The organism is Caballeronia sp. S22 (assembly GCF_964261745.1).
GTDB classification, from domain to species: domain Bacteria; phylum Pseudomonadota; class Gammaproteobacteria; order Burkholderiales; family Burkholderiaceae; genus Caballeronia; species Caballeronia jiangsuensis.
The window spans coordinates 290,971-316,363 of sequence record NZ_OZ180037.1 but is presented as its reverse complement, the minus strand read 5'-3'; the positions used below and the strand labels follow the sequence as shown (position 1 = coordinate 316,363).

The following is a 25,393-nucleotide window of genomic DNA, read 5'->3' as shown; positions in this document are numbered from 1 at the left end:
CATGGCTGATCATTCCCCGACGCACGGCGTCTACTTCGACGAAGCGTTCGAAACGCTTCCGCCCGCCGACGTGCGCCGTCATCAGGACGCGCTCTGGGCGTCGCACTGGCCGTATCTGCGCGCGATGTCGGCGTTCTACCGGACGCGGCTCGCGCACTGGATCGGCCGCGACGACGTCACGCTCGACACGCTTCAGGAGATGCCCTTCACCGAGAAGGACGAACTGCGCGTGAGCCAGGAAAGCGCGTCGCCCTACGGCGATTACGCCGCCTGCGCGGAAGGCGGCATCGCGCGGCTGCATCGCACGTCGGGCACGACCGGCCGGCCGCTGATTCTCGCGAACAGCGCGCGCGATGCCGCGGATATCGCCCGCGTCGGCGCGCGCTCGATGTGGGCCGCGGGCCTGCGCCCGGACGATCGCGTCGTCCATTGCCTCAACTACTGCATGTGGACCGGCGGCTTCACCGATCACACGATTCTCGAAGCCACCGGCGCGACGGTCGTGCCGTTCGGCGTCGGCAATACGCGGCTTTTGATCGATTCGATCCTCAATCTCGGCATCAACGCGATCTCCTGCACGCCGTCCTATCCCGCGCTGATCGAACAGGTGTTGCGCGAGACCGGCGGCCCCGCGCCGCGCGACCTCGGGCTGAAGCTCGGCCTGTTCGGCGGCGAAGCGGGCCTCGACAATCCCGAGCTGCGCGCGGCGATGGAAGAGAAGTGGGGCTTCAAGGTGCGCAACGCGAACTTCGGTCTCTCGGAAGTGCTGAGCATTCTCGGCGGACAGACCGGCTGGACCAACGATCTGCTCTATCACGCGAGCGATGTCGTGTTCGCCGAGATCATCGATCCGCAGACGCTTGCCCGTTTGCCGATCGAAGCGGGCACGACGGGCGAACTCGTCTGCACGCACGTGCGCAAGCAATGTCAGCCGCTCGTGCGCTATCGCACCCGCGATGTCGTCACGGTGACCGCCACCGATCCCGGCCCGGACGGCCGCAGCGCGTGGCGTTTCCGCGTGACGGGCCGCACCGACGACATGTTCAACGTGCGCGGCGTGAACGTGTTTCCGGGCGCGGTGCGGCTCGCGGTCGAGTCGCTGCCGCAATGGGCGTCGGGCATGTTCCGCATCGTGCTGAAAGGGCCGGGCCCGTATGACCGCATCGCGATGACGGTCGAGGCCGCGAACGGCTTGCCCGTGCAACGCTGGGACGATGCCGCGACGCGCATCGAAGCGGCCGTGCGCGAACGCATCGGCGCGAGTGCAAGCGTCACCATGGTCCCGTTCGAACATTTTCCGCGCACCGAAGGCAAGACACGCTGGATCGACAAGGAGCCCGCATGAGCTACGTGAAGACACGCATGGATGGACCCGTTTGCATCGTGACGCTCGATCGTCCCGAGCGCATGAACGCGATCGGCGGGCCGCTGCTCGACGACCTGCACGACGCACTGCAACGCGCGAACGATGACGCCGCCTGCCGCGTGATCGTGCTGACGGGCGAAGGCCGCGCGTTCTGCGCGGGCGACGACCTGAAGGAATTCGGCGAGCAGAGCGCGAGCGACGAAAGCATCCGCAGCCACATCGAACGGATTCAGCGCATCACGCGCGATCTGATGTTCAACGCGAAACCGGTCGTCGGCGCGGTGCATGGCTTCGCCGTCGGCGGCGGTTTCGAATGGATGCTCAATTGCGACATGGTCGTAGCGTCCGACGATCTCGTCGCGTTCTTTCCGGAGATGGAGTGGGGGCAGTTCGTCACCGGCGGCGTCACGCATCTGCTGCCGCAGGCGATCGGTCATCAACGCGCGATGGAGCTGTGGCTGCTCGGCGAACGGCAAAGCGCGCAGTCGTTGCTGTCGATGGGCCTCGTCAATCGTGTCGTGCCGCGCGGCGCGATGCTCGACACGGCGATGGCGCTCGCGGCGCGCATCGCGGGAAAATCGCACACGTCGATCGCGCGCCTCAAGCGGCTCGTCACCGCGGAACTGTCGGACACGCTTTCGCGCAGTCTCGAACTCGAATTCGCGGCGACCATCGACGCCTTCGCGGACCCCGACGCCGCCGAGCGCGTGAAGGCCTTCGCGACGCGCAAGGAGAATGCACGATGAACCCGAAAGCCCTGACTTTCGATTACTTCGGCACGCTCGTCGATGTCGATCGCGGCGGCACGCTCGGCATGGCGGAAGTGCTGCGGCGGCTGTCCGTCGAAACCGGTGACGCGCCGTTCGACATCTATCTCGACTGGGACATCCGCAATGTGCGGCTCTATCGCGGCCAGGCGTACGCGCGTTATCGCGATGTCGCGCAGCAGGCGCTCGCGGCCGTGCTCGATGCGCGCTGGCCCGGTGCGCGCCGCGGCCACACGATGGATGCGCTGACCGACGTGTTCCTCACGCATCTTGTCGAGGCATCGCCCGCGCACGAGGACGCGGCGCCGTTTCTCGACTGGGCCGCGTCGCGCTATCCGCTCATGCCGATCACCAACATGGACAGCGACCTGTGGCGACGCACGCAACTCACGCGCTACTTCGAGCACGTGACGACGGCGGAGATGGCGCAGGCGTACAAGCCGTCGCAGGCGATCTTCTCGCTCGCGCTCGACCGCCTCGCGCTGCCCGCGCAGGACGTGCTGCATTGCTCGCTCGCGAGCTGGGCCGATATCGATGGCGCGAAGCCGCTCGGCATGGCGGTCGCATGGATCAATCGCGGCGGCGATACGCTCGGCACGTGGCAGCCGCGCCCGGATTTCGAGTTCGACACGTTGTCGCCGGTACGGGACGTTCTGGATAGTCTGTCATTCACAGCGACTGGGGAAACGATATGAAACCGATGAAGATGACGATGGCGTGCGTCGCGTCCGCTGCGATGCTATGCAACGTTGCACAGGCGCAGCAGGTGGTCAAGATCGGCGTGGCGGGGCCGCTCACGGGCAGCGCGGCGCAAAGCGGCAAGGACGACGAGCGCGGCGTGCGCCTCGCCATCGACGAGCTGAACGCGAAAGGCTTCACGATCGCCGGCAAGCCCGTGAAATTCGAGCTGATCTCGATGGACGATCAGGGCGATCCGAAAGTCGGCGTGAACGTCGCGCAGAAGCTCGTCGACGATGGCGTGTCGGCGGTGATCGGCCATTACAACTCGGGCGTGAGCATTCCGGCGGCGCGCATCTACAACGATGCGCACGTCGTGATGATGACGGGCGCATCGTCGAATCCGGATCTCACGCATCTCGGCTATCCCTACGTGTTTCGCCTCGCCACCAACGACAACGTGATGGGCGGGCGCATGGCGGTCTATGCATCGAAAGTGCTGGGCGCGCAGCGCGCCGCCGTGATCGATGACCGGACCGCATACGGCACGGGCGTCGCCGATGTGTTCATCAAGACCGCGCAGAAGGAGGGCTTGCAGATCGTCGCGCGCGAATACAGCACCGACAAGTCGACCGACTTCAAGGCGATCCTCACGCAGATCAAGTCGCGCAATCCGCAGGTCGTGTTCTACGGCGGCTACTACGCGCAGGCCGCGACGCTCGCGCGGCAGATGGGCGAACTCGGCGTGAACGCGACGCTCGTCGGCGGCGACGGCATCTGTTCGCCCGAGTTCGACAAGCTCTCGGCGGGCGTCGCGGACAAGCGCATGTTCTGCGCGCAAGGCGGTGCGCCGCTCGACACGCTGCCCGACGGCAAGACCTTCCGCGCGAAGTTCAAGAGCGCGTTCAGCGCCGATGTCGATACTTACGCGCCCGCGTTCTATGCAGCGACGCTCGTGGTCGCCGACGCGATGCAGAAGGCGGGATCGGCGAAACCTGAGGTGTTCGTGAAGACCTTGCGCGATCAGTCGTTCGCGAGCATCCTCGGCCCCGTGAAGTTCGATGCGAACGGCGACTGGATCGATGCGCCGGTCACGGTGTACCGGCTGAACGGCGGCGCGCTGACCGCGATCGCGCAGAAGGACTGATGCGCCACGCGACGCCGGGCGGCGGCATTTTGTCCTGATATATTCGAACCCGTTGCCCGACCGTTCGCAGGGAGACATGGCCACCGTCGCGCTCGATCCCGACATCGCCACGCTGGAGAGTGCGCTCGCGTCTCCCCGTTGGCGTGAAGCCCGCCGTCTCGCGGCGCGTGAAGCGAAAGCATGCATCTGCACGCTGGATCGCGGCGGCCATGTGCTCGAAGGCGCGGCGCATATCGCCGATGCCACACTCGATGCGTTCTTCGCGCAGTGTCCGTCCGACCGGCTGGCAGCGCTCGCGGAAGCGGCGACGGCGACATCGGATGGACGCTGCGTGACGCTGTCGCTGCAAGGCGCGGCCGCATCGGTGGCGCAGGCGTTCGCGCTGCGCGTTGATGCGCACGGGCGGCGTGTCTTTCTCGTCGCGCTGCGTTCGCCTTCATCCGACGATCCCACGCCCGCGCCGTGGATCGCATTGCTCGGCGCGACGCTCGACGTCCTTTTGCACAGCGCCTTCGATCTCGCCGCCTACGACACGCTCGTCGAAGAACAGCGCGCGATCATCGATCATATCGGCGATGGTCTGATGGTCATCGGACGGGGCCAGGTGCTGAGGCACGTCAATTCGGTCGCGGGCCGCATCCTCGGCATCGATCCGAAGACGAGCATCGGCAAGACGCTCAACGAGGTGATCGACTTCGAGCCGATCGTCGGACCGATTTATCGCACGGGCGTGGGCTATGTCGATCGCGAGCTGATCATCGATTCGCCGGCGCGGCATCTGCATCTGCTCGACACCGCCATTCCGATCAAGAACCGTTGCGGCGAAGTGGTGTCGGTCGTCAACACGTTTCGCGAGATGCGGCGCGTGCGCAAGATGGCGGGGCGCTACGCGGGCAATCACGCGCGCTTCACGTTCGGCAGCGTGATCGGATCGAGCGCGGGTCTGAAGCGCGCCGTCGATGCCGCGAAGAAGGCGGCGCGCGGCGCATCGAACGTGTTGTTGTCGGGCGAGAGCGGCGTCGGCAAGGAAGTCTTCGCGCAGGCGATCCACAACGCGAGCGCGCGCGCCGCGCAGCCGTTCATCGCGATCAACTGCGCGGCGTTACCCCATGCGCTGATCGAAAGCGAGCTGTTCGGCCATGCGCCCGGCAGCTTCACCGGCGCGGCGCGCGATGGCCGTCCCGGCAAGTTCGAATCCGCCGATGGCGGCACGGTGTTTCTCGACGAGATATCGGAGCTGCCCATCGACGTGCAGGCGAAGCTGCTGCGCGTGCTGCAGGAGCGCGAAGTCACGCGCATCGGCGATACGCGCGGCATTCCCGTCGATGTGCGCATCATCTGCGCGAGCAATCGCGATCTCGCGTCGATGGTGCTCGCGAAGACCTTCCGCGAAGACTTGTACTACCGCTGCAATGTGATCGAAATCACGATCCCGCCGCTTCGCGAGCGTCGCGAGGATATCCGAGCGATGGCGGCATTTTTTCTCGATCGATACTGCACGCGCATGCACAAGCCGACGCCCGAGATCGCGGAAGCGGCGTTGCTGCAACTCGAAGCCCACGACTGGCCGGGCAATGTGCGCGAGATCGAGAATCTCGTCGAGAAGATCGTCAATTTCAACGAGGGCGAGCGTATCGCGGATGTGTCGTCGTTGCTTGGCGGTGCGTCTGTCGCGCAGACGGGCGGCGCGTCGGCGGCGCATCTTGGCGCGCCGGTCTCGCTGAAGGAAGCGGAGCGCATCGCGATACAGGCCGCGCTCGAAGCGTGCGGCTTCAATGTGACGAACTGCGCGAAGCTGTTGCAGGTGTCGAAGCCCGCGCTGTACGCGAAGATGAAGCGGCATGGGATTCGTATTGAGAGGTCGATACGGCAGGCGATTCAGGACCCGGACTTCTTCTGATCGCGTTTCGAGATGAACACGCCATCCAGACGAAGCTGTGCCATGCGGCTATCGCTCGATACGCCGAGTGCAAGCGCTGCGCCGATCGCATGCCAGGTTATGGCTTCTGCCCACGAAAGATAGAGCGTACCGCGATTAGGTTCGTAGAAGATTTCAGGCACGCCCAATGTTTCAGCGTGCCTGTTCTCATCGAATGAAGCGTGCAGATGCGGTATGCCTGGTGCCGCTTCGATGAACGGGAATGCGCAATCGATCCATTGCGCGGGCATGGTGAAAATGTCCCAATCCTTGATTCGCTTTTGCGAGTCGAGCACCAAGGAGAACGTCCCGCCCGTCAAGACGTAGTTTCGCGCGACGATATTTAAATCGCGATTCAATCTGTCGCTCAATGTGTCTGGTTCGGCTTTCGCACCATGCGCGACGGAATAGTCAACTTCGCAAGATAGGGTCGATCCTTCGTCGTCCCAATGCGTAGTGACGCAGGGAAGGTCCGCGTGCGCCACGTCGATAACAATCGAGGGCTTCATTGCTTGATGGACTCATAGACGAAATGCAATATCGTCTGGTCTTTTTCTCGGACAAGGATCTCGAGCATATAACTTCTCCCGTTGCGTAGAATAGGATATGTGTACATGTACAAACCCTCTCCAGCTCTGGGGTCCGGGGCACGCTTTCCGTATCTTATAGCAAGACGAAGGATGTGGACCGGTACGTATCGGTCCGGATTCTGCATATGCATCAGGGGCCTGGCAGCAAATCTTAATTCTCGCTGCATCAATGCGTGATATCGCGAACGCAGACCGAAAAGTGTGGTTTGAGTGATAGAGACGCCTACGCCTCTTATTCCGGAACTCGTGAAGCTTCGAAGTCCCGCTCGCCAAAAACTACCGACGATCAACAATAGATCGAACGGATCGATTAACGGGCTTTCCAAAGGCTTCTCGCTCAACGTCACCGCTCCGTCGATTGAATAGAGCCGCGATATGCCAGAGAGTTCTTCTTGGTAGCCGATGATGCAATTGAGGTCCCCGTCGTAGATGGGCCTTGCATTCATCGACAGGCCGGGCGGACGTGCATCGAATAAGCCTGCCGTCTTCGGTGTTTGGCGCGGGTCCCATGAGAATGAGGGTTCATCCGCGGGCGTGGTATCTATTTGCCGCTTTATCGACATATCAACGATCCGTTCAGTAGAAGGGACAACCCGGCGCGCCGCATTTCGCCGCACCGGGTCATGCTCGTGGATATGTTGTGAACTGAAAATACGATAGGTCTTAAAGCGGATCGCCAGCGAGGCTTAAGTTTGAGGAAGGGGCACACTTCGGACGTGTCTTCGTTGGACGTCACGCCGCCTAAGTCGAGACGCCTAGTCTTCTTCCCTCGTCAGCAGCGACCAAACGGCGAGAAACGGCACGGAACCCGATCGCATCGCATGCGGATTGTTGCGAACGTTGTGAATGCCCCCGCCGATACCCGGATTCATCCATTCGCCACCGTCCTGCCGGAATTCACCGGGCGTGAAAAGCACATAGGCTTCCTCGGGCGGATGGCTGTGGTCGGGATAGCGCGTGTGCGGCAACATCAGCGAGAAGCCCAGTTGCACGTCATAGCGGCTTTCCGCGCCACCGGGCCCGCAGATCATGCCGTGCACGTGCGCGTCGATGTAATCGTCGCTGCCATTCACGCCCGATGAGCGGCGCGACCATCCGAGATCGGGTTCGAGCGATTTGATCGCGCGGGCGGCGGCGCCAAAGGCGGTGTCGTCGTCGATGAAAGGCGCAAGCGTGGCGTCGAGCCACTCGCACGCGGGATAGCGCGTGTGGTGCCGCACGCCGTCGTCGGATGGCGTCTGCAGCCGCTCGAACACGCGCGCGGCGACGTGGCGTCCGCCTTCCGGCAGTGTCTCCGACTGGAACAGCTTCTCCGCAATGGCGATGAAAGCCGTCACGTTATCCGGACGACGATTCATAAGAGGATCCCTCGTAACCAAGTGCTTCGATTCTCCGTCACAACCAGTCCGTTTCAAAGCTGCATGTCGTGAGCGGCACACAGCCGTGCTGCGTGAGCACGACTTGCTGTTCCAGCTTGACGTCCTGAGTGCCGCCTTCCGCGCCGATGTAACTCTCCACGCAGAGCGTCATTCCGGTTTCGAAACGGCCGTCATAACCTGCGCTGTCCCAGTCCACCCGATGCGCGATCGACGGATATTCATCGACCATGCCGATGCCATGCGCCACGCAGCTATACCGGTTCTTCAGATACAACTCGGGAATCTTCCACGCTTTCTCGCTGAATTCGCGAAACGTCATGCCGGGACGCAAGAGATCCATGTTGAAGTGGACTTGCGACCAGGCGAGTTCGTACAACCTGCGCTGCTCGTCCGATGGCCGCGCGTCGCCCACGATCCACGTGCGCGAAACATCCGAGCAGTAGCCGTGCGGACCGACCATGTCGGTGTCGAACGCGAGCAGCTCGCCGTTTTGCAGCACGCGCGACGAGCATTCGTGCATCCACGGGTTGGTGCGATCGCCGGAAGCGAGCAGCCGCGTCTCGATCCACTCGCCGCCGTGACGGATGTTCTCGAAGTGAAGATGCGCCCATAGCTCCTGCTCGGTCATGCCGGGCCGCAGCTCGCGACGCATGCGCTCGATACCCTTCTCGCAGGCACGCAGCGATTCGCCGATCAGCACGAGCTCGCCCGCCGACTTGATCGCGCGGGCGTCTTCCATCATCGCTTGTCCGTCCAGCAACGTGAGGCCGCCTTTGACGAGAAGCGCAGTGCCGATGGGATCGAGCCGATCGACCGCGAGCCGGCATTCGCCGCGCGCGTGGGCGCGGAACACGTCGATGATTTCGTTCGCCCAGCGTTCGGCGCGGCTTTCGGCTTCGTGGCCCGCGTTGAAGTAGATCCAGCTCACCGCGCCGCGCAGTTCGACGCTCAGGTCCAGCGCGTCCCACACGTGTTCGCAACTATGGAACTCCCACGCGACGATACGGCCATCGGCGAACACCATGATGTAGCGCGACGGATTGCGCGCCGTCCATATCTGCATGTTCGACGTGTCCGTCGCGTAGCGGATGTTGACGGGGTCGTACAGCAGGATCGCGGGGCATCGATGCTGCTTCAACTGCTCCAGCACGCGCGCGAGACGGTATGTCCGCACGTCGCGCAGGGTTTGCGCCTTGTCTTCGGATTCGATCACGCTGCCTGTCTCCTCACAGTTCCAGCACGAGGTCCGAAGTCGGACGGCTGCAGCACAACAGACGGAAGCCCTTCTGGACTTCCCTGTCGCGGATGCCGCCGTTGTGTTTCATGTCGACGGTGCCTTCCAGCACGCGGGTCTTGCACGTACCGCACACGCCCTGACTGCACGACGACGCGACGGCGATGCCCGCCTTCTTCGCCGCCGACAGCACCGTCTGCGACGCGTTCATCGTGAACGACTTCGACGAGCGCGAGAGCCTGACCGTGAACGTGTCCGTCGCGGCGGGCGCGGCTTCAGGCTCCGCCGCGACACCCGCGCCGATATCGAAGCTTTCCTGGTGATAGCGCGCCGGGTTGTGGCCGCCTTCCCGAAGCAGCGCGCGCACCGCGTTCATATATCCGGCCGGGCCGCAGGTGAAGACTTCGCGTTCCAGATAGTCCGGCGCCCACTGCGACAGCAACTGAAGACTGAGGCGGCCTGTCGGACCATTCCAGTCCGCTTCGTCGCCGATGCCTTCGCACACGAAAAACACGCGCAGTCGTGGCGAAAGCTTCGCGAGCCGCGCGAGTTCATCGCGGAACACGATATCGGCGGGCGTGCGCGCGCTATGGATGAAGACGATGTCGCGGTCCAGACCGAGATCGATGCTCGCACGCGTCATCGACATCAGCGGCGTGACGCCGGAGCCCGCGGACAGGTAGAGGGATTTCGTCGCGGGCGCGGCCGTCGGCGTGAAGGCGCCGGAAGGACCGTACGCGCGTAAGGTGCTGCCGGGCTTCATGTTGTCGTGCAGCCAGTTCGACACGGTCCCGCCCGGAACGCGCTTGACCGTGATGGACAGCAGAAACGGACGCGTCGGCGCGGATGAAATCGTGTAGCAACGCTCGACCGGTCGTCCCCGCACGTTCGCCGATATCGTCATGAACTGACCCGGCTCGAACCGCACGGGCAATCCGTCTTCCGTGCGGAATTCGAAGCTTCTGACGTCGTGCGTTTCATCGATGACGCGGCAGCATATCAGCGTCTGCTGCTCGCCGCTCGGCCAGAGCCGGCCGCCGTGTTCCCAGGTGATGGCATCGGCGAGGCGGTCGGTGAGGTCGAGAGCAGGGGCGAAGTTTCTGTCTACGGAGTTCATGGCGCTCAAAGTGCGTTTGCAATGAGCGCAGTATTGGAGCGCGCAAAAACACCGTCAACGCGCTTTATTTTCCGTTTTCCATTACTTCAAATTATGCGTAGTTCCGGGACGCTGGCTGGTCCGTTCAGCCGTCCACGGGTTGCGCGGGCGTCTCCAGATTGAGCTGATAGAACGCCGCATCCAGCCAGCGGCCGAACTTGAATCCAGCTTCCCTGACGGTTCCGGAATGCGTGAAGCCCAGGCGCGTATGGAGGCGGATACTCCCTTCATTCGACGCGTCCACGCAACCGACGAGCACGTGCACCTGAGCTTGCCTCGCGCGATGGATCAGTTCGCGCAACAGCCGCTCGCCGAGCCCGAGTCCACGGCAATCGCGATGCACGTAGACGCTGTGCTCCACCGTGTATTTGAACGCGGGAAACGCGCGGAACGTGCCCCAACTCGCGAAGCCCATCAGCTTGCCCGATGCATCGAATGCGCCCACGACGGGGAAGCCGCCCGCGCGTTTCGCCGCGAACCACGTCGTCATGGCCTCGACGGGGCGCGGCTTGTAGTCGTACAGCGCGGTCGAATTGACGATGGCTTCGTTCAGGATCTCGAGAATGGCGAGCGCGTGCTCGGCTTCGTTGCAGTCGATCAGGCGCACGTCGTCGTGCGGGGCGGTGGTGTTCATTCGGTATCCGTTCAGGCTGAGGATGAATCAGGTCGCGGGCGCGTCGCCGATGGCGAGGATGTAGCGCGCTGCTTTCGAAGCGGGGTTGCTGAAGATCAGCGGCCGGTCCAGCCGCATCGCGAGGCAGTCGCCTTGCTGGAGCGCGTGAAGCTCGTCGCCGATCACGATGTCGATGCGTCCGCTCATCACCCAGACTTGCTGATGCATCGTCGATTCGCGTCCGCTCCGTTCGTAGGCGACGCGCGCGCCAGGTGGGAAATCCACTTCGACGAGTTGGAATGGGGACGGCCAGCCGGGTGGAGAAAGGTTTCGGCGCGTGTAGCCGGATTCGGGATCGCGCCATTTCAGTTGCTGGCGGCGGCGGGCGAGTGGTTCCGCTGGCGTGCCTTCCTGTTCGCCGCCGAAGAAGCTGGCGAGGGATACGCCGAGGCCGGAGGCGAGCTTGTCGAGTACCACCGCCGTCGGGCTGGCGGCGCCGCGTTCGATCATCGAAATCATCGAGCGGCTTACGCGGCAGCGGGCCGCGAGTGCGTCGAGGGTGTAGGCGCGGGCGGCGCGCAGCTCGCGGATGCGATCGGCGATGCGTTGGTTGATGTCGCTGCTGGCGGTGGTTTCTTCAGGCGTCGTGTCTAGCATAGTGGATGTAGTGTCCAGTAAACTAGATGTCGTTGTCAAGGTTCGTTGTTGCCGGATCCCGGTTTCTTAGTGGTCTATTAGCACTGCCCCTGTGCGGGGCGGCAGTCACTTTCTTTGCAGCAGCAAAGAAAGTGACCCCCGCCCCGGGGAGGGGCAGTGCTAATAGACCACCGCGAAAACGGGATCCGGCAAAAGCCTGCAGCGAGCCACAAGCTCCCGCCAAGACCCCGACCCCCAACCTCACCCGTACACAGGAAACCGCTTCGTCAACTCAGCGACCTGCGCGCGCACGCGTTCGAGATTACCCGCATCTTCCGGGCTTTCCAGCACATCGGCGATGAGATTCCCAACGATCTCCGCTTCCTTCGTACCAAATCCACGCGTGGTCATCGCCGGCGAGCCGAGTCGCACGCCGCTCGTGACGAACGGCTTTTCCGGATCGTTCGGAATGGCGTTCTTATTGACCGTGATATGCGCGGCGCCGAGCGCAGCTTCAGCAGCCTTCCCAGTGATCTTCTTGGCGCGCAAATCGACGAGCATCACGTGGCTCTCGGTGCGACCCGACACGATGCGCAGACCGCGCTTCACGAGCGTCTCGGCCAGCACCCGCGCATTATCGACGACGCGTTGCTGATACTCCTTGAACTCCGGCGACAGCGCTTCCTTGAACGCGACGGCCTTCGCGGCAATCACGTGCATCAGCGGCCCGCCCTGAATGCCCGGGAAAATCGCAGAATTGATCTGCTTCTCATACTCGGCCTTCATCAGGATCACACCACCGCGCGGTCCGCGCAGGCTCTTGTGCGTGGTCGTGGTAACGAAGTCCGCGTGCGGCACCGGATTCGGATACACACCCGCCGCGATCAGGCCGGCATAGTGCGCCATATCGACCATCAGATACGCGCCGACGTTCTTCGCGATCTTCGACAGACGCTCGAAGTCGATCTTCAACGCAAACGCCGACGCCCCCGCGACGATCAGCTTCGGCTTGTGCTCGTTCGCGAGCTGCTCGGCCGCTTCGTAATCGATGTCCTCGGCTTCGTTCAGTCCGTAGCTCACCACGTTGAACCACTTGCCCGACATATTGACCGGCGAGCCGTGCGTGAGGTGGCCGCCGTGCGCGAGACTCAGGCCCATGATCGTGTCGCCGGGTTTGAGCATCGCGAAGAACACGCCCTGATTGGCTTGCGAGCCGGAGTTCGGCTGCACGTTCGCCGCTTCGGCGCCGAAGAGCTGCTTCACGCGATCGATCGCGAGCTGCTCGACCACATCGACATATTCGCAGCCGCCGTAATAGCGCTTGCCCGGATAACCCTCGGCGTATTTGTTCGTGAGTTGCGAGCCCTGTGCGGCCATCACAGCCGGGCTCGTGTAGTTTTCCGACGCGATCAGTTCGATGTGATCTTCCTGGCGACGGTTTTCATCGTTAATGGCGGCCCAGAGTTCCGGATCGACGTTTTCAACGGTGCTGGCTGCGCGACTGAACATGATGGTTACCCATGTGAGAAGAGAACGGGTTGCTGCGGGAACTCCGACTGTCCCGTATTCCATCGAAAGCCGGCGCATCCGGATAGAAGAATTCCGACATTACGCTGGAATGCGGGCACCCGTTTGGTGCGCCCGTGCGTCGGGCACATCGCGGATGCGCTTCGTATCTGTGCACGAATCCGCGCCATATACGCGGAAGCCACGTACTTTCAGTTCTGGCACGCTTATCGCATAACGAGCTTCAGGAGTGGCAGTCACAATCTGGCAATGGATGACTAGGGTTCCGGTCCGCATCGATGTCGATGCGCGATGCTGGTCCGAGAGTTGTCGACCTCGAACGAGGTTACACGGCGGGACAAAAGCCCGGGAGAGAACGCGATGCGTCGCGCCGCTCCTGCCGTCGATAACCGTTCAATGCGAGGTCAACCTCATGCGCGTCCGTTTTCTCGCCGCTGCCGCCGTCGCTCTCTCCGTCTGTTTCTCCACGCCCTCATTCGCTCAGGCCCGCAAGGACTTCAAGGTCTGCTGGACCATCTACGCCGGCTGGATGCCGTGGGGCTACGCGAAGACTCAGGGCATCATGTCCAAGTGGGCGAAGAAGTACGGCATCAATGTCGATGTCGTGCAGCTCAACGACTACATCGAATCGATCAATCAATACACCGCCGGCAAGTTCGACGGCTGCGCGATGACCAACATGGACGCGCTGACCATCCCGGCGACGGGCGGCGTGGACAGCACCGCGCTGATCGTCAGCGATTACTCCAATGGCAACGACGGCGTGCTCATCAAGGGTGCGGGCAAGAAGGTCGCCGATCTCAAAGGCCAGCCGGTCAATCTCGTCGAGCTTTCGGTGTCGCACTATCTGCTCGCGCGCGCGCTCGAATCGGCAGGGATGAGCGAGCGCGACATCAAGACCGTCAACACGTCCGATGCCGATATCTCCGGCGCATTCGCAACCGCCGACGTGCACAACGCGGTCACATGGAACCCGATGCTCGCCGATCTCAAGGCGAAGCCCAACGTCACCGAAGTGTTCGATTCGAGCCGTATTCCCGGCGAGATCATGGACATGATGGTCGTCAACACGAAGACGCTGCACGACAACCCCGCGCTCGGCAAGGCGCTCACGGGCGCATGGTTCGAGATCATGCAGACGATGCACGGAACGTCGCCGGATAGCGAAGCCGCGCTTACATCGATGGCCAAGGCATCGGGCACCGATCTCGCCGGCTACAAGTCGCAGCTCTCGACCACCGCGCTGTTCTACACGCCGCAACAGGCGCTCGACTTCGCGACGAGCCCGAACATGCCGAAGATCATGACGCGCGTCGCGCAGTTCTCGTTCGATCACGGTCTGCTCGGCAAGGGCGCGCCGAACGCGGGCGCGGTCGGCATGGCGTTCGAGAACAACGTGGTCGTCGGCAGCAAGAGCAATCTGAAGCTGCGTTTCGATCCGACCTACGTGCGCATGGCCGCGCAAGGCAAGCTGTGAGCGGCGCGGCGTTCTGAAGAGGAGAGGCCCATGCGGCTCATCAACCGACACCCCGGCCGCACCGGCAGTCTGATGCTGTTGCTGCTGCCGTTCATCGTGCTCGTCGCGGTGTACTTCACCGGCTCGTCGCTTCGCCTGCAAGCGAACCCCGACGACAAGCTGTTGCCGTCCGCGACGCAGATGAAGGCCGCGCTCAACGAGTACGCGTTCACGGAGGACAAGCGCACGGGCGAGCATCTGATGCTGAGCGACACGGTATCGAGCATGAAGCGGCTCGGCATCGGGCTCGTCGCGAGTGCGGCCATCGCGCTCGTGTTCGGCATCGTGACGGGCAGCATTCCGCTTGTTGGCGCGACGCTTTCGCCGTTCATCACGGTGATATCGATGATCCCGCCGCTCGCCGTCCTGCCGATTTTGTTCATCGTGTTCGGCCTCGATGAGCTGTCGAAGGTCGTGCTGATCGTGATCGGCATCACGCCGATGATGATCCGCGATCTGCAACAGCGCACGCGCGATATTCCCGAGGAGTTGTGGATCAAGGCGCAGACGCTCGGCGCATCGAGCTGGACGTTGATCTTGCGCGTGATCGTGCCGCAACTACTGCCGCGCCTGTTGATCGCGCTGCGGCTCGCGCTGTGTTCCGCGTGGCTCTTCCTGATCGCGGCGGAAGCGATTGCATCGACGGATGGCCTCGGCTATCGCATCTTCCTCGTGCGCCGCTATCTCGCGATGGACGTGATCCTGCCGTATGTCGCGTGGATCACGCTGCTCGCATGGCTCATCGACGAAGCGCTGCGCCGTCTCACGCAATGGGCGTTCCCCTGGTATCAGGAAGGTCGCGGAGGCCGCGCATGATCGAGATCCGCAACCTGTGGAAGCAATACGACGATCAGGTCGTGCTGGAGCGGCTCAATCTGCGCATCGCGGAAGGTGAGTTCTGCTCGATGGTCGGTGCGTCGGGCTGCGGCAAGTCGACGTTTCTGCGCATGCTGCTAGGCCAGGAACGTCCGACGCGCGGCGAGATTCTGCTCGATGGCGAGCCCTTGCCGAGCGAGCCGGACCCGCATCGCGGCGTCGTGTATCAACGCTATTCGGTGTTCCCGCATCTGACCGTGTTGCGCAACGTGATGCTCGGGCTCGAACTGCCGCATGCGCGTTTCACGGGACGTCTGTTCGGCGCGCGCCGCCGTCTCGCACGCGACGAAGCCGTCGCGATGCTCGCGCGCGTCGGTCTTGCCGATTCGCTCGACAAATATCCGCATCAACTCTCGGGCGGCATGCAGCAACGCCTCGCGCTTGCGCAGGCGCTCGTGATGAAGCCGCGCGTGCTGCTGCTCGACGAACCCTTCGGCGCGCTCGATCCGGGCATCCGCCGCGACATGCACGAACTGCTGACGGGCCTCTGGCGCGAAGCGAAGCTGACCGTCTTCATGGTCACGCACGACCTGAAGGAAGGCTTCACGCTCGGCAGTCGCGTGCTGGTGTTCGACAAGGTGCGCATCGACCCGCAGGCGCCGCAGGCATACGGCGCGCGCATCACTTACGACATTCCGCTCGAACGCAACGGCGTGCGCGAAGCGCATCCGGCGATGGAAGTTCCGCCGCTGCTCGCCGTGCCCGCATGATCGAAAGGACATAACACATGAACGAAATCCTGCTCGAAGAAACGATTCCCGGTGGCGGCCACGCGTCGCTGATCGTGAAGCGCGGCCAGTTGCTGCGCATCACCGATGTGCGCGGCGGCGCGAACGTCGCGATGCTGCTTTTCAATGCCGCCGAAAAGAGCGAGCGTCTGAATCTTCCCGATACGCTCAAATGCCAGCACACCGCGAAGCTGACCAAAGGGCATTGCCTCTATTCGGACATGGGGCGCGTGCTCGCCGCGATTGTCGCGGATACGTGCGGATGGCACGACAGCCTGGCCGGCGTATCGAATGCGGCGGAAGTGTTCGAGAAATACGGCGAAGGCCGCTATCAGGAACTGCGCAACGCGTTCTATCGCAACGGCACGGATAACCTGCTCGTCGAACTGGGCAAATGGGGCCTCGGCATCGCGGACTTGTTGATGACGCTGAATCTTTTCAGCCGCGTCGACGTGACCGATGCGGGCGCGTTGCACTTCGTGCAGGGCAATTCGCAGGCGGGCGACTATATCGAACTGTATGCGCCGATGAACACGCTCGTCGTGCTGACGGCGATCCAGCATCCGCTCGACCCGAATCCCGAATACGCGCCGAAGCCCGTGAAGCTTGCGCTGAGCAATGCGGATGCACAAGTCGCGGAAATCTGCCGCGCATCGTGCGATGAAAACGCGCGCGGCTTCATCAACACCGAACGATTCTTTCTCTGAGCGAGAGACGCGCATGACGACATCCAATCTCACGGCCAGCACGCTCGATCCAGTCAACGCGATCTTTCGCGAGACCCTGCCCGCGGGCGAGCCGTGGCTCAAGGAACTGAAGGCGGGGCAGACGCTGCGCATCCGCGACGTCGAAGGCAATCAGGCGATCGACACGCTCTTCTACAGCGCCGCCGATCCGCGCGAGCGCTACGACGCGCAACGCACATTACGCCGTCAGCAAAGCCTCTATCTGACGACGGGAACCGTGCTCTATTCGAATCTCGGCAATCCGATGCTGACGATCATCGCGGACACATGCGGCCGGCACGACACGCTCGGCGGCGCGTGCGCGCAGGAAAGCAACACGGTGCGCTATGCGCTGGAGAAGCGCTACATGCACAGTTGCAGAGATAACTATCTGCGGGCCTGCGCGCACGATGGCAGGCTCTCGAAGCGCGACATCGCCGCGAACATCAACTTCTTCATGAACGTGCCGGTGACGGCCGAAGGCGGCCTCACGTTCGAGGATGGCATTTCGGGCGCGGGCAAGTACGTCGAGTTGCGCGCCGAGATGGACGTGATCGTGCTGATCTCGAACTGTCCGCAACTGAACAACCCGTGCAACGCGTATAACCCGACGCCGGCGGAGCTGACGATATGGAACTGAGCACCTTGCGTCGCTGGCTCTACACGGTGATGAAAGCGCGCGCGCAGCGTCTGCTTCAGTTCGAAGGCCGCGCCAGGCACTGATGAACGCCAACCTGCCGGGGACGACCCCGGCATGCATGCTCACGTGGCGGGACGGCCCGCCCACGCATTGAACATCCACTCATGTTCGACAAAGTCCTCATCGCGAATCGCGGCGCGATCGCGTGCCGCATTTTGCGCACGCTGCGCGAGCTGAATGTAACTGGTGTCGCCGTCTATAGCGAAGCGGATCGCGCGAGCCGTCATGTCAGTCTTGCCGATACCGCACATAGTCTCGGCGATGGCGCCGCGAGCATCACCTATCTCGACATCGCGAAGATTCTCGCTATCGCGCGCGAAGAAGGCGTGCAGGCGATCCATCCGGGCTACGGCTTTCTGTCGGAGAACGCGTCGTTTGCAGAAGCGTGCGAAGCTGCCGGTGTCGCGTTCATCGGACCGACGCCCGCGCAGTTGCGCGCCTTCGGCCTCAAGCACACCGCGCGCGCGATCGCCGCTGAAGAAGGCGTTCCGATGCTCGAAGGCACCGGCCTCCTCGACGATATCGACGCCGCGCTCGAAGCGGCGCAACGCATCGGTTATCCGGTGATGCTGAAGAGCACGGCGGGCGGCGGCGGCATCGGCATGCGCGTGTGCCGTAGCGCCGACGAGCTCGCCGCGCAATTCGATATCGTCAAGCGACTGGGTCAGAACAATTTCAGCGATGCGGGCGTGTTCCTGGAGAAGTACATCGAACGCGCGCGGCATCTCGAAGTGCAAGTGTTCGGCGACGGCAAGGGCGACGCCATCGCGCTCGGCGTGCGCGACTGCTCGGTGCAGCGGCGCAACCAGAAAGTGCTCGAAGAAACGCCCGCGCCGAATCTCCCCGAAGGCATGGCAGCCGCGCTCTGCGACGCCGCGATCCGGCTTGCGCGTGCAGTGTCGTATCGATCGGCGGGCACGGTCGAATTCGTCTACGACAGCGAGGCGGCGCGCTTCTATTTCCTCGAAGTGAACACGCGCCTGCAGGTGGAGCATGGCGTGACGGAGCAGGTGTGGGGCGTCGATCTGGTGCGCTGGATGATCGAGCTTGCAGCGGGCACGTTGCCCTCGCTCGACACGCTCGCTCGCGATCTCGAACCGCGCGGCCATGCGATCCAGGCGCGTCTCTATGCCGAAGATCCGGGCCGCGATTTCAAGCCCTGTCCGGGGCTGCTCACCGATGTGTTGTTTCCATCATCCGATGGCAGCGCGCTTCGCATCGACACATGGATCGAAGCGGGTTGCGAGGTGCCGCCGTGGTTCGATCCGATGCTCGCGAAGCTGATCGCATGGCAACCTACGCGCGATGCCGCGCGTCACGCGCTCGATGCCGCGCTCGACGCGACGCGCATCTACGGCGTCGAAACGAATCGCGGCTATCTGCGGCAGATTCTCGCGGATACGCCGTTCGCAAGCGGCCATCCGTGGACGCGTTGTCTCGAAGGCTTGCGCTATCGCGCATCGACATTCGAAGTGCTGAGCGGCGGCACGCAAACGACCGTACAGGACTATCCGGGAAGGCCGGGTTATTGGGCGGTGGGCGTGCCGCCTTCCGGTCCGATGGACGATCGCGCGCTGTGCCTCGGTAATCGCCTGCTCGCCAACGACGACGATGCCGCCGCGCTCGAAATCACGATGAGCGGTCCGACGCTGCGCTTCAACACGGATGCGATCGTGGCGGTGACGGGCGCAACTTTGCCCGTCATGCTCGACGACACCGCGCAGCCGATGAACACGACATTTCTCGTCACGGCCGGCTCGACGCTCGCGCTCGGCACGATCCGCGGCGCGGGCGCGCGTGCGTATCTGTGCGTGCGCGGCGGGCTCGATGTCGCGCGCTATCTCGGCAGCCGCAGCACGTTCACGCTCGGCCAGTTCGGCGGGCATGGCGGGCGTGCATTGCGTGCGGGCGACGTGCTGCATGTTCATGGGCTCACGAACCGCGAAGCAGGCGCGACGTTGTCCGATTCACTCGTGCATCGTCTCGACGATGTGCGCGTGCTGCGCGTGATCTACGGTCCGCACGGCGCGCCGGAGTACTTCACGGCGTCCTATATCGACCGCTTCCTCGACACCGACTGGGAAGTCCATTTCAATTCGAGCCGCACAGGTGTGCGTCTCATCGGTCCGAAGCCCGAATGGGCGCGTGCCGATGGCGGCGAAGCGGGGCTGCATCCGTCGAACATTCACGACAATCCGTATGCCGTCGGCGCGATCGATTTCACCGGCGACATGCCCGTGATTCTCGGCCCCGATGGCCCGAGCCTCGGTGGTTTCGTCTGTCCGGTCACGGTGATCGAGGCGGACCTGTGGCAGATCGGCCAGTTGAAGGCGGGCGACAAGGTGCGCTTCGTTCCCGTGGATATCGCGACCGCACGCACGGACCCTGTGCCGCAAGCGACATTGCAATCGCCGATCGTGCTCGACATCGGTGAAGACGATGAACGGCTCGTCGCGCGCCTATCCGGCGACACGCATCTGCTGCTCGAACTCGGGCCGCCCGAGCTCGATCTCGTGCTGCGCTTTCGCGGCCATGCGTTGATGCAATCGCTCGAAGCATCGCGGTTGCCGGGCGTCGTCGATCTGACGCCGGGTATCCGCTCGCTGCAAGTTCACTATCAGCCGGAACGATTGCCGCTCGACACGCTGCTGGAACACGTCGCGTCGGCATGGCGCAGCGTGCTGCTGCAAAAGGACCTGCGCGTGCCGTCGCGCGTCGTGCATCTGCCGCTGTCGTGGGACGATCCCGCGTGCCAGCTCGCCATCGACAAGTACATGACCACCGTGCGCAAGGACGCGCCGTGGTGCCCGAGCAACCTGGAGTTCATCCGCCGCATCAACGGGCTGGATTCGATCGATGACGTGAAGCGCGTCGTCTTCGATGCGCGCTATCTCGTGATGGGCCTGGGCGATGTCTATCTCGGCGCGCCGGTCGCGACGCCGCTCGATCCGCGTCACCGGCTCGTGACGACGAAATACAACCCGGCGCGCACGTGGACGGCGGAAAACTCGGTCGGCATCGGCGGCGCGTATCTGTGCGTGTACGGCATGGAAGGGCCGGGCGGGTATCAGTTCGTCGGACGCACGTTGCAGATGTGGAACCGCTATCGCGAAGTCGCGGATTTCGCGGGACGTCCGTATCTGTTGCGCTTCTTCGATCAGATCCGCTTCTACGAAGTCTCCAGCGACGAACTGCTGCGCATACGCGAGACGTTTCCGCTCGGACGCTATCCGTTGAAGATCGAGGAGACAGAGCTGTCTCTCGCCGACTATCAGGCCTTTCTCGATCGCGAAGCAGACGGCATCGCGCAGTTTCGCGCGCATCAGCAAGCGGCGTTTCAGGCGGAGCGGCAACGCTGGCACGAAGCGGGCAGCGACGAAACGGCGCTCGATGCACCCGTCGCCGTCGACGCGGAGATCGCGCCGCTCGCCGATGGCCAGATCGCCGTCGATAGCGAGATCGCGGGCAATCTGTGGCAGGTGCGCGTCGAGGCCGGCGCGAGCGTCGAAGCGGGCGACGTGCTCGTCGTCATCGAATCGATGAAGATGGAGATATCGGTGATCGCGCCGTGCGCGGGCATCATCGGCGAGATTCATGTCGCGCCGGGTTCGTCCGTTCGCGCGGGGCAGCGCGTCGCCGTGATCGAACAGCGCGCTTGACGCTTGAGGCACTTCATATCAAAGGAAACATCGCACATGGATTCATTCGACCTGCGTCTTCCCGCACTGCGCGCCGCATATCGCGAAGGCCGCACGACGCCGCGCGCGCTGATCGGCGCGTTGCGCGCGCGTGCGGCTCAGTTGAACCCCGACTATCGGCTCTTCATTCATCTGCTGAACGATGACGAAATCGAGCCGTATCTCGCGGCGCTCGATGCACGCGATATCGATTCGCTGCCGCTCTACGGCGTGCCGTTCGCGATCAAGGACAACATCGATCTCGCGCTCGTGCCGACGACGGCCGCGTGCCCCGCGTTCGCGTACACGCCGGAGCAGTCGGCGACGCTCGTCGCGCAGCTGATCGCGCTCGGCGCGGTGCCCATCGGCAAGACCAATCTCGACCAGTTCGCGACCGGCCTGAACGGCACGCGCTCGCCCTACGGCAAGTGCCGCAACAGCGTGCTGGCGGACTATCCGTCGGGCGGATCGAGCGCGGGGTCGTCGCTGGCTGTCGCGCTGGGCGTCGCGAGCTTCGCGCTCGGCACCGATACCGCCGGATCGGGCCGCGTGCCCGCCGCGCTGAACAATCTCGTCGGCACGAAGGGGACGAAGGGCCTGCTGTCGACGGCGGGCGTCGTGCCCGCGTGTCGCACGCTCGACTGCGTGACGTATTTCACCGCGACCGCGAGCGAGGCGAGCACGCTGCTCGCGCTCACGGCCGCCCACGATCCCGCCGATGCGTACAGCCGCGCGAATCCGCAATGGAACGATGCGGCGGCGTTCGGCAAGGTCGCGCGCTTTCGCTTCGGCGTGCCGCGTCAGATTGAATTCGCGGGTTGCGATGAAAGTCCCGCGCTCTTCGCCAACGCGCGCGCGGCGCTCGAAGCGCTCGGCGGCGAGGCGATCGACATCGACTTCGCGCCTTTCCTCGAAGCCGCGCGCCTGCTCTACGAAGGGCCGTGGGTCGCGGAGCGCTATAGCGTCGCCGGCGCGCTGATGGAGTCGCAGCCGGATGCCGTGCTGCCCGTGATTCGCGACGTGCTCGCGAAGGCGCCGGGCGCCACCGCCGTCGATGCGTTTCGCGCGCAATACAAGCTTCAGGCACTGAAGCAGCGTTGCGACGCCGTGCTCGCGGATCTCGATTGCGTGCTGACGCCATCGATTCCGCGCGCGGTCACGCTCGCCGAACTGGAGCGCGATCCGATCGGTGCGAACTCGCTGCTCGGGCATTACACGAACTTCATGAATCTGCTCGATTACGCCGCCATCGCGACGCCCGCGGGTTTCATGCGCAATGGCCTGCCGTGGGGCGTGACGCTTTTTGGCCGCGCCTTCACCGATCAATATCTGCTGAGTGTCGCCGATGCATTGCATCGCAAGCTCGACGTGCCGCTCGTCGGCGGCGCGCGCCAGGACACCGATGCGCCCGCACAGGCCGCGCGTGACGACACGATGAAGCTCGTCGTGTGCGGCGCGCATCTCGCGGGCTTGCCGCTGAACGGGCAACTGACCGCACGCGGCGCGCGCCTCGTCGAAGCGACGTCGAGCGCGCCGCGTTACCGTCTGTACGCGCTCGCGGGCGGTGCGGTTCAGCGGCCCGGCATGACACGCGACGAAGCGAACGGCGCGGCGATCGCGGTCGAAGTGTGGACGTTGCCGAGCGCGGAGGTCGGCTCCTTCCTCGCGGGCATTCCCGCGCCGCTCGCGCTCGGCAAGGTCGAACTCGCGGACGGCCGCTGGGAAACCGGCTTCGTGTGCGAGGCGCATGCGCTCGAAGGCGCCGTCGACATCACGCGATACGGCGGCTGGCGCGCCTGGCTCGAGCGCGCCGTGTGAGCGATCATCGGCCGAGCACGGCGGCGAGCGTGTGCCGCTTCGTGCCGAACGATGCGAGCACGGCCAGCCCGAGCGCCGAGAGCAGCACGCCGAGATGCATCGCGCCGGTCGCGCCCGCGTGATCGACCGCGATGCCGCCCGCGAGCGAGCCCGCCGCGATCGCGGTCTGCACCGCGCTGACGAAGAGCGCTGATGCCGCTTCCGGCTGCTTCGGCGCTGTCAGTTGCATCCACACGCTCAGGCACAGCGGAATCGCGCCATACGCGATGCCCCACGCGAGCACGCCCGCCACGACCGCGCCCGCAACGTGCGCGAAGGCCGGCAGCGCGAGCAGCGAAGCGATGACGAGCGCGGTCGTCGCGGCGAGCGCGAGACGCGGATGCGACTTCACGAACGCCGACGCGACGAAGTTCGACAGGAAACCGACGATGCCGAAACCGAGCAGCAGCGCGGTGACCCAGGCCGCGCCGAGCACGGCGTCGACTTCGAGAAACGGCGCGATATACGTGTAGGCGCAAAAGTGCGCGCCGAACAGCAACGCAACGAGCAGCAGGCTGCGCAACACGGTCGTGCGCGCGAGCATGCGGCCGAAATCGCCGATGCGTGCGGCGGCGCGCGGCGGCAGGTCGGGCAGCAGCATCGCCTGAAGGAGCAGCGCGGCGAGCGCGAGCGCGGCCGTCGCGAAGAACGACACGCGCCACGAAAACAACCCCGCGATAAACGTCCCGAGCGGCACGCCGATGACCGTCGCGAGCGTGATGCCCATGAAGATGGTCGCGCTCGCGCGGGCGCTGTCTTCTTCCGCGACGATCTGTCCCGAGACGCCGAGCGCGACGGTCCAGAATCCGCCGAGACTGATGCCGAGCAGGGCGCGGCCGGCGAGCATCGTCGTGAAGTCGGTCGCGAACGCCGAGACGACGTTCGATGCGACGAGCGCGATCGACAGCAGAAGCAGGATCAGCCGCCGGTTCAGGCGTCCCGCGACGAGCAGCAGAACGGGCGCCGAGATCGCGGCGATGATGCCCGGCGTCGTGGTCATCAGGCCAGCCGTGCCGGGCGTGACGCCGAGGTCCGAAGCGATCGCCGGCAGCACGCCGACGGGCATGTATTCGGTCGTCACGAAAGCGAACGAGCCGAGCGCGATGGAAAGCACCGCGAGCCAGCGCCGGCTGGCGCTGGACGAAGACGTAGTCATGTTGGGAACTCCGGCGATATCACGCGGCGATGGCTTGCTCGTCGAGGAACGGATAGTCGGTGTAGCCCACATCCGTGCCGCCGAAGAAGGTCGCGCGATCGTAGGGATTGAGCGGCAGGTGCTTGCGCAGGCGCTCCGGCAGATCGGGATTGGCGATGAAGTGGCGGCCGAACGCGACCAGATCGGCGTCGCCGGACTGGAGGATCGATTCGGCGCTGACGCCGTCGAAGCCGCCCGCCACGATGATCGGGCCACGGAAATGCGCGCGCAGCGACTTCGCCGCGAGCGGCGTCTGATCGCGCGTCTCATCCTCGACATTGCCCGCGATGCGCGGCTCGATCAGATGCAGATACGCGATGCCGAGCTTGTCGAGCTCCGTCGCGACGTAGGCGAAGAGCGCCTGCGGATCGCTGTCGGACATATCGCCCCACGAGCCGCTCGGCCCGAGTCGCACCGCGACCTTGTCCGCGCCCCAGACGCCGATCACGGCGCGCGCCGTATCGAGCAGCAGGCGCGCGCGATTTTCGATCGTGCCGCCGTATGCGTCGGTGCGACGGTTGCTGCCGTCCTGAAGGAACTGGTCGAAGAGATAGCCGTTGGCCGCATGCAGTTCGACGCCATCGAAGCCCGCTGCGACGCCGCGTGCCGCCGCCGCGCGAAAACTTTCGACGATGCCCGCGATCTCCGAAGTTTCGAGCGCGCGATTCGGCGTGTTCGGCACCCAGCCGGCCTCGGTGTACGCGACGCCGCCGTGCGGCACTTCCGACGGCCCGACCGGGCGGCCGCCATCGGGCTGCAACTGCGCGTTCGACTGACGCCCTGCGTGATAAAGCTGAAGAAAGATGCGGCCGCCCTTTGCGTGCACGGCATCGGTGACGGCTTTCCATCCGGCGATCTGGCTGTCGTCGTACAGGCCGGGCGCGCCGAGATAGCCGTTGCCTTCCGGCGCGGCGATGGTCGCTTCGCCAATCAGGAGCGCGCCGGGCGAAGTGCGCTGTGCGTAGTATTCGGCCATCAGCGGGCCGGGACGCGCGCCCGATTCGGCACGCATGCGGGTGAGCGGGGCGAGGACGACGCGATGGCCGAATTCATACGAGCCGACTTTGACGTGCGAAAACAGTCTGGACATTTCGTTTCTCCACAATTC

General features: G+C 64.2%; 21 protein-coding genes and 1 riboswitch. Of the genes, 12 read left to right on the top strand and 9 right to left on the bottom strand.

The window, feature by feature from the left end:
* Position 1 precedes the first annotated feature (1 nt).
* The 5 genes from ACEN42_RS25160 (at position 2) to ACEN42_RS25140 (ending at position 5,858) form a co-directional block, all read left to right on the top strand.
* The gene (locus ACEN42_RS25160; RefSeq protein ID WP_371885065.1) at positions 2–1,345 is read left to right on the top strand and encodes a phenylacetate--CoA ligase family protein; all 1,344 of its coding nucleotides are present in this window, start codon (positions 2–4) and stop codon (positions 1,343–1,345) included.
* A complete protein-coding gene (locus ACEN42_RS25155; RefSeq protein WP_371885064.1) occupies positions 1,342–2,112 on the top strand; it encodes an enoyl-CoA hydratase/isomerase family protein in 771 nt (256 codons plus the stop codon). Before ACEN42_RS25160 ends, ACEN42_RS25155 begins: the two co-directional genes overlap by 4 nt.
* Positions 2,109–2,828: an HAD family hydrolase gene (locus tag ACEN42_RS25150; RefSeq protein WP_238294901.1), complete on the top strand. Its 720-nt coding sequence runs from the start codon at positions 2,109–2,111 to the stop codon at positions 2,826–2,828. Before ACEN42_RS25155 ends, ACEN42_RS25150 begins: the two co-directional genes overlap by 4 nt.
* Positions 2,825–3,958, top strand: a complete 1,134-nt coding sequence (locus ACEN42_RS25145) for a branched-chain amino acid ABC transporter substrate-binding protein (RefSeq protein ID WP_371885063.1) — start codon at positions 2,825–2,827, stop codon at positions 3,956–3,958. Before ACEN42_RS25150 ends, ACEN42_RS25145 begins: the two co-directional genes overlap by 4 nt.
* Before the next feature lie 76 nt (positions 3,959–4,034).
* Complete coding sequence (locus ACEN42_RS25140) at positions 4,035–5,858, top strand: sigma-54 interaction domain-containing protein (protein WP_371885062.1); 1,824 nt, start codon at positions 4,035–4,037, stop codon at positions 5,856–5,858.
* Here ACEN42_RS25140 and ACEN42_RS25135 read toward each other — a convergent pair.
* The 7 genes from ACEN42_RS25135 to glyA all read right to left on the bottom strand — a co-directional run bounded on the left by ACEN42_RS25135 (position 5,837) and on the right by glyA (position 12,993).
* Positions 5,837–6,385: a hypothetical protein gene (locus ACEN42_RS25135; RefSeq protein ID WP_371885061.1), complete on the bottom strand. Its 549-nt coding sequence runs from the start codon at positions 6,383–6,385 to the stop codon at positions 5,837–5,839. The two genes, ACEN42_RS25140 and ACEN42_RS25135, sit on opposite strands and share 22 nt — an antisense overlap.
* Before the next feature lie 836 nt (positions 6,386–7,221).
* The gene (locus ACEN42_RS25130; protein WP_371885060.1) at positions 7,222–7,824 is read right to left on the bottom strand and encodes a dimethylsulfoniopropionate lyase; all 603 of its coding nucleotides are present in this window, start codon (positions 7,822–7,824) and stop codon (positions 7,222–7,224) included.
* Positions 7,825–7,861: 37 nt separating this feature from the next.
* Entirely contained in the window at positions 7,862–9,058 is a 1,197-nt protein-coding gene (locus ACEN42_RS25125) for a M24 family metallopeptidase (protein WP_371885059.1), read from the bottom strand.
* Between the two features lie 13 nt (positions 9,059–9,071).
* The gene (locus ACEN42_RS25120) at positions 9,072–10,196 is read right to left on the bottom strand and encodes a 2Fe-2S iron-sulfur cluster-binding protein (protein WP_371885058.1); all 1,125 of its coding nucleotides are present in this window, start codon (positions 10,194–10,196) and stop codon (positions 9,072–9,074) included.
* A 124-nt stretch (positions 10,197–10,320) separates the two neighbouring features.
* A complete protein-coding gene (locus ACEN42_RS25115) occupies positions 10,321–10,869 on the bottom strand; it encodes an N-acetyltransferase family protein (RefSeq protein WP_371885057.1) in 549 nt (182 codons plus the stop codon).
* Positions 10,870–10,896: 27 nt separating this feature from the next.
* On the bottom strand, positions 10,897–11,505 hold the full coding sequence (locus ACEN42_RS25110) for a helix-turn-helix domain-containing protein (RefSeq protein WP_371885056.1): 609 nt from the start codon (positions 11,503–11,505) through the stop codon (positions 10,897–10,899).
* 240 nt (positions 11,506–11,745) lie between these two features.
* Positions 11,746–12,993, bottom strand: a complete 1,248-nt coding sequence (gene glyA / locus ACEN42_RS25105) for a serine hydroxymethyltransferase (RefSeq protein WP_187606898.1) — start codon at positions 12,991–12,993, stop codon at positions 11,746–11,748.
* 264 nt (positions 12,994–13,257) lie between these two features.
* Positions 13,258–13,365, top strand: a riboswitch (guanidine-I (ykkC/yxkD leader).
* 58 nt (positions 13,366–13,423) lie between these two features.
* Between glyA and ACEN42_RS25100 the strand changes: the two genes are divergently transcribed.
* The 7 genes from ACEN42_RS25100 (at position 13,424) to atzF (ending at position 23,051) form a co-directional block, all read left to right on the top strand.
* Complete coding sequence (locus ACEN42_RS25100; RefSeq protein ID WP_035511463.1) at positions 13,424–14,488, top strand: putative urea ABC transporter substrate-binding protein; 1,065 nt, start codon at positions 13,424–13,426, stop codon at positions 14,486–14,488.
* 30 nt (positions 14,489–14,518) lie between these two features.
* The gene (locus ACEN42_RS25095; RefSeq protein ID WP_238294909.1) at positions 14,519–15,343 is read left to right on the top strand and encodes an ABC transporter permease; all 825 of its coding nucleotides are present in this window, start codon (positions 14,519–14,521) and stop codon (positions 15,341–15,343) included.
* Positions 15,340–16,113, top strand: a complete 774-nt coding sequence (locus ACEN42_RS25090) for an ABC transporter ATP-binding protein (RefSeq protein ID WP_238212369.1) — start codon at positions 15,340–15,342, stop codon at positions 16,111–16,113. The genes ACEN42_RS25095 and ACEN42_RS25090 overlap by 4 nt, the downstream gene beginning before the upstream one ends.
* A 17-nt stretch (positions 16,114–16,130) precedes the next feature.
* On the top strand, positions 16,131–16,838 hold the full coding sequence (locus tag ACEN42_RS25085; protein ID WP_371885055.1) for an urea amidolyase associated protein UAAP1: 708 nt from the start codon (positions 16,131–16,133) through the stop codon (positions 16,836–16,838).
* A gap of 13 nt (positions 16,839–16,851) precedes the next feature.
* The gene (locus ACEN42_RS25080) at positions 16,852–17,496 is read left to right on the top strand and encodes an urea amidolyase associated protein UAAP2 (protein ID WP_035511453.1); all 645 of its coding nucleotides are present in this window, start codon (positions 16,852–16,854) and stop codon (positions 17,494–17,496) included.
* A gap of 164 nt (positions 17,497–17,660) precedes the next feature.
* Positions 17,661–21,215, top strand: a complete 3,555-nt coding sequence (gene uca / locus ACEN42_RS25075) for an urea carboxylase (RefSeq protein ID WP_371885054.1) — start codon at positions 17,661–17,663, stop codon at positions 21,213–21,215.
* Positions 21,216–21,251: 36 nt separating this feature from the next.
* Complete coding sequence (gene atzF, locus ACEN42_RS25070; protein ID WP_371885053.1) at positions 21,252–23,051, top strand: allophanate hydrolase; 1,800 nt, start codon at positions 21,252–21,254, stop codon at positions 23,049–23,051.
* A gap of 4 nt (positions 23,052–23,055) precedes the next feature.
* On the opposite strand, the gene ACEN42_RS25065 is transcribed toward atzF, so the two are convergent.
* Positions 23,056–24,246, bottom strand: coding sequence for an MFS transporter (locus ACEN42_RS25065; protein ID WP_371885052.1), 1,191 nt, complete (start codon positions 24,244–24,246; stop codon positions 23,056–23,058).
* Between the two features lie 19 nt (positions 24,247–24,265).
* Complete coding sequence (locus tag ACEN42_RS25060) at positions 24,266–25,375, bottom strand: alkene reductase (protein ID WP_371885051.1); 1,110 nt, start codon at positions 25,373–25,375, stop codon at positions 24,266–24,268.
* Positions 25,376–25,393: the final 18 nt, after the last annotated feature.